The following is a 4340-nucleotide window of genomic DNA, read 5'->3' on the forward strand; positions in this document are numbered from 1 at the left end:
CACAGTTGCCCCAGCAGCTCCAGATCGGTTTCGGGCCGCGCACTCGAGACGCGAATCCACGTCGCCGCATTGAAGATCGCTTCGAGCGCGATGATGATCAGCATCGCCGGCAACGGCAGCGTCACGCCGAAGAACGTCTGGACGACGGCAATCGTGACAAGTTGCCCGATGATGGCCAGGCAACGCAGCCAAAACAGGTGCCCGAGGTTCATCCGGCCGGTGTTCGTAATTCGGTGCATCGAAGTCTAGCCAATGGAGTTGTCGCGAACGGCGGGGGCGCCGGCAGCGGCACCGCTCGATTCGCCTAAGACGGCGAGCGCTTGCGCATAGCAGGCCGGACAGAGGCAATCGACGGCCGGCACGGCCGATGCGCCCGGTTGCGCTCGTACGGCCGAGAGCGCCGGCATCCGCGTACACCAGCAGTCGAACGGCCGCGTCATGCCGCCGCAGTCGAATGCGCCCCCGCAACGCGGGCAGCGCCCACGCGAATCGAGCCGAAATAAAGGATGTCCGACTTCCATGAACATGCCATCTATGCGAACGAGCGCAAAAAACGTTGTAAAAACAACACGATTTACCGATGATGCCAGCGTTCTCGGCACGCCGCATGCATGTTTGTCAAAGAATCGGCGCCTTATACGCCCGCTGCGACCAAAAACCGCGGCCTTCCGGCGCAGTCCTGTACAATTCCGCCTGTTTTCGCCCCCCGTTTGAACCGTTGCCTGCCGAGCTTGCCGCCATGTCCGAGCCTGTCGACCTCACCCAGATCGCGCCCACATTGAAAGCCGAAATTCTGGCCGAGGCATTGCCCTATATCCGCCAATACCACGGCAAAACCGTCGTCATCAAATACGGCGGCAATGCGATGACCGAAGAGCGCCTGAAGCAAGGCTTCGCGCGCGACGTGATTCTGCTCAAACTCGTCGGTATCAATCCGGTCATCGTCCATGGCGGTGGCCCGCAGATCGATCAGGCCCTGAAGAAGATCTGCAAGCAAGGCACGTTCATTCAAGGCATGCGCGTGACCGACGAAGAGACAATGGAAGTTGTCGAATGGGTGCTCGGCGGCGAAGTCCAGCAAGACATCGTCACGCTCATCAATCATTTTGGCGGTCATGCCGTCGGATTGACCGGCAAGGACGGCGGCCTCATCCACGCCCGCAAGCTGATGATGCCCGACCGCGACAACCCCGGCCAGTATGTCGACATCGGCCAGGTGGGCGAAGTGGAATCGATCAATCCGGCAGTCGTGCGCGCGTTGCAGGACGACGCCTTCATCCCCGTGATCTCGCCGATCGGCTTCGGCGAAGACGGCCTGTCGTACAACATCAATGCCGATCTCGTGGCGGGCAAGCTTGCCGTCGTCCTGAACGCCGAAAAGCTCGTCATGATGACGAACATCCCCGGCGTCATGGATAAATCGGGCACGCTGCTGACCGATTTGTCGGCGCGCGAAATCGATGCCCTGTTCGAGGACGGCACGATTTCGGGCGGCATGCTGCCGAAGATCGCATCGGCGCTCGATGCCGCCAAGAGCGGCGTGCGCTCGGTTCACATCATCGACGGCCGGATCGAGCATTCGGTCCTGCTCGAGATTCTGACCGAGCAGCCGTTCGGCACGATGATCCGCTCGCACTGAGCGCCTGCGCGTCCGGGCGCAGGCGGCACGCCGCCGGCCCGGATGCAACGGCCGCGTTCGTTTTTCCGCCCGATGTCCTCGTCCCCGATCTCCCACAGGCGCCCCCGAGCGCGTCCGCGCGCGGGCGGGCCCGTCTGGCTGTTCGATCTCGACAACACGCTGCATCACGCGTCGCATTCGATTTTCCCGGCGATCAACGCGGCGATGACGCGTTACATCGTCGATGTGCTGCGCGTCGAAACGGCGCAGGCGGACTGGCTGCGCGTGCGCTACACCCATCGCTACGGCGCAACGCTGCTCGGGCTCGCGCGCCATCATCCGATCGATCCACACGATTTTCTGCGTGTCGTCCATACGTTCCCGGATTTGCCCGCGATGGTGCGCGCCGAGCGCGGCCTGGCGCGCCTGGTCGCCGGCCTGCCCGGCCGCAAGATCATTCTGACGAACGCGCCCGAAACCTACGCGCGCGACGTTCTGCGCGAACTGGGAATCGAGCGGCTGTTCGAGCGCGTCATCGCGATCGAGCAGATGCGCCGGCGTGGCGCCTGGCACGCCAAGCCGGATCTGCCGATGCTGCGGCAGGTGCTGCGCGAGGCGCGTGTGCCCATGGAGGACGCCATCCTCGTCGAGGATACGCGCTCCCATCTGAAGCGCTACAAGCGGCTCGGCATCGGCACCGTGTGGATCGTCGGGCACCTGCCGAAGCCGATCAATCAGGCGGGGAAAACCCCACGTTTGCCGGGTAGCGGGCGGCCGCACTATGTCGATCGTCGCATTCGTTCATTAAAATCGCTCCGACTGGGTCACGATGCGGGGCGCAGATGGAGCCGTTTCGAAAGCAAGACGCGGAGATAGACCGCGACACGCAGCCGTCGAGCGCCGCGCGCGCACCGCGTATGAAGCCGGGCGAGCGGCGCGTCCATATTCTCCAGACGCTCGCGGCCATGCTCGAGGCCCCCAAAAACGAGAAGATCACGACGGCCGCGCTCGCCGCGCGGCTCGGGGTATCCGAAGCGGCGCTCTACCGCCAATTCGCGAGCAAGGCGCAAATGTTCGAAGCGCTCATCGAGTTCATCGAGACCACGTTTTTCGGACTCATCAACCAAATCGCGGAAAAAGAACCGAACGGCATACTGCAAGCGCGCGCGATCGGCCTGATGCTGTTGAACTTCGCGGCAAAAAACCCCGGTATGACGCGCGTGCTGACGGGAGAAGCCCTGGTTGGCGAGCACGCGCGGCTGGCCGAACGCGTGACGCAGATGCTCGAGCGCGTCGAAACGTCGGTCAAGCAATGTCTGCGCATCGCGCTGCTGGAGGCGAACCAAGCCGCGGACGCACCGGCGCCGACGGCTGCGCCCGCTGGCACTCATCTGCCGCCGGACTACGATCCCGCCATGCGCGCCAATCTGCTCGTCAGTTACGTGGTTGGGCGCTGGCACCGGTATGCGCGCAGCGGCTTCACGCGCGCGCCCGGCGAGCACGCCGACGCGCAATTGCGCTTGATTCTCCACGTCTGAGCGCCGCTTTGATTTGGTCGATGGTGGGAATCTGGCGATCCGCGCAGCATCATGCTTCGCGCGGCGGCGCGAATGGCTGGGCGCTCCTCGCGCGCTTCCTGGTCGTGCTCGGGACGATAGGCGGCGGGTTCAATCGCGATGAACTCTTGCGCGCGAACGTCGGGACGGCGATACAGCGCCCCCCGGTGGAGCCGGCTCCGTGACGATGGCCCCATAGCGCATCATTACGATTTCCGCTATGCTTTGTCGTCTATCGCCTTAAGCGAAGCTGTTTCGTGCCTCTCGCAGGTCGGCAGCTTGGTCTTGCGAAAGGCGGCGCGCCGATTTGTCGACTCGATTGCGGGCGCGCGAACCCAAGCCGGTCCCGGGTTCACTATAAATGCGGCTAAAGAGGTCGTCAGCCGCGCGCTGTCATTCTCCCGCGCATCGCCGACACCATTTAGCCGCCCTGTCAGAAGGCGGAATACATGGAATCGATCGGCATCGTCACTCCACAACGTATGCACTTCCCGCAGCCGCTCGCGCTGAGCAGCGGCGCATCGCTGGCCGGTTACGACCTCATGGTCGAAACGTACGGCACGCTCAACGCCGCGCGCTCGAACGCCGTGCTCGTCTGCCACGCGCTGAACGCCTCGCATCACGTGGCCGGCGTGTACGCGGATGAACCGAGGAACGTCGGCTGGTGGGACAACATGGTCGGGCCGGGCAAGCCGCTCGATACCAATCGTTTTTTCGTCATCGGCGTCAATAATCTCGGCTCGTGCTTCGGCTCCACGGGCCCGATGAGCCTCGATCCCGCCACGGGCAAGCCCTACGGCGCCCGCTTTCCTGTCGTGACGGTGGAAGATTGGGTGCATACGCAGGCACGCCTGGCGGACGCGTTCGGCATCGAACGCTTCGCCGCCGTCATGGGCGGCAGCCTCGGCGGCATGCAAGCGCTCGCGTGGAGTCTGATGTATCCGGACCGCGTGGGCCATTGCATCATCGTCGCGTCCACGCCGAAGCTGTCGGCGCAGAACATCGCGTTCAACGAAGTGGCACGCTCGGCCATCCTCTCCGATCCCGACTTCCATGGCGGCGATTACTACGCACACGGCGTGAAACCCCGGCGCGGCCTGCGCGTCGCCCGCATGATCGGCCACATCACGTACTTGTCCGACGACGACATGGCCACCAAATTCGGA

Annotated in this window: 5 protein-coding genes and 1 pseudogene; 4 read left to right on the top strand and 2 right to left on the bottom strand. The window is 63.9% G+C overall.

What is annotated here, in order from left to right; all coding sequences use genetic code 11:
* Both ACTHL0_RS26265 and ACTHL0_RS26270 read right to left on the bottom strand, forming a co-directional pair.
* Nucleotides 1-239, bottom strand: a pseudogene (locus tag ACTHL0_RS26265) (ATP-binding protein); the annotation flags it as partial.
* A gap of 6 nt (nucleotides 240-245) precedes the next feature.
* Entirely contained in the window at nucleotides 246-521 is a 276-nt protein-coding gene (locus ACTHL0_RS26270) for a cysteine-rich CWC family protein (RefSeq protein ID WP_440570023.1), read from the bottom strand.
* A 218-nt stretch (nucleotides 522-739) separates the two neighbouring features.
* Between ACTHL0_RS26270 and argB the strand changes: the two genes are divergently transcribed.
* From argB to metX, 4 genes are all read left to right on the top strand, one after another.
* Nucleotides 740-1639: an acetylglutamate kinase gene (gene argB, locus ACTHL0_RS26275; protein WP_440570024.1), complete on the top strand. Its 900-nt coding sequence runs from the start codon at nucleotides 740-742 to the stop codon at nucleotides 1637-1639.
* 42 nt (nucleotides 1640-1681) lie between these two features.
* Nucleotides 1682-2494, top strand: a complete 813-nt coding sequence (locus ACTHL0_RS26280; protein ID WP_440570025.1) for a pyrimidine 5'-nucleotidase — start codon at nucleotides 1682-1684, stop codon at nucleotides 2492-2494.
* A complete protein-coding gene (slmA, locus tag ACTHL0_RS26285) occupies nucleotides 2461-3156 on the top strand; it encodes a nucleoid occlusion factor SlmA (RefSeq protein ID WP_440570026.1) in 696 nt (231 codons plus the stop codon). Before ACTHL0_RS26280 ends, slmA begins: the two co-directional genes overlap by 34 nt.
* A gap of 467 nt (nucleotides 3157-3623) precedes the next feature.
* Nucleotides 3624-4340: homoserine O-acetyltransferase MetX (gene metX, locus ACTHL0_RS26290; protein ID WP_440570027.1), on the top strand; the 717-nt coding region annotated here is incomplete at its 3' end.

Source organism: Trinickia sp. (assembly GCF_051961175.1).
Lineage (GTDB): Bacteria > Pseudomonadota > Gammaproteobacteria > Burkholderiales > Burkholderiaceae > Trinickia.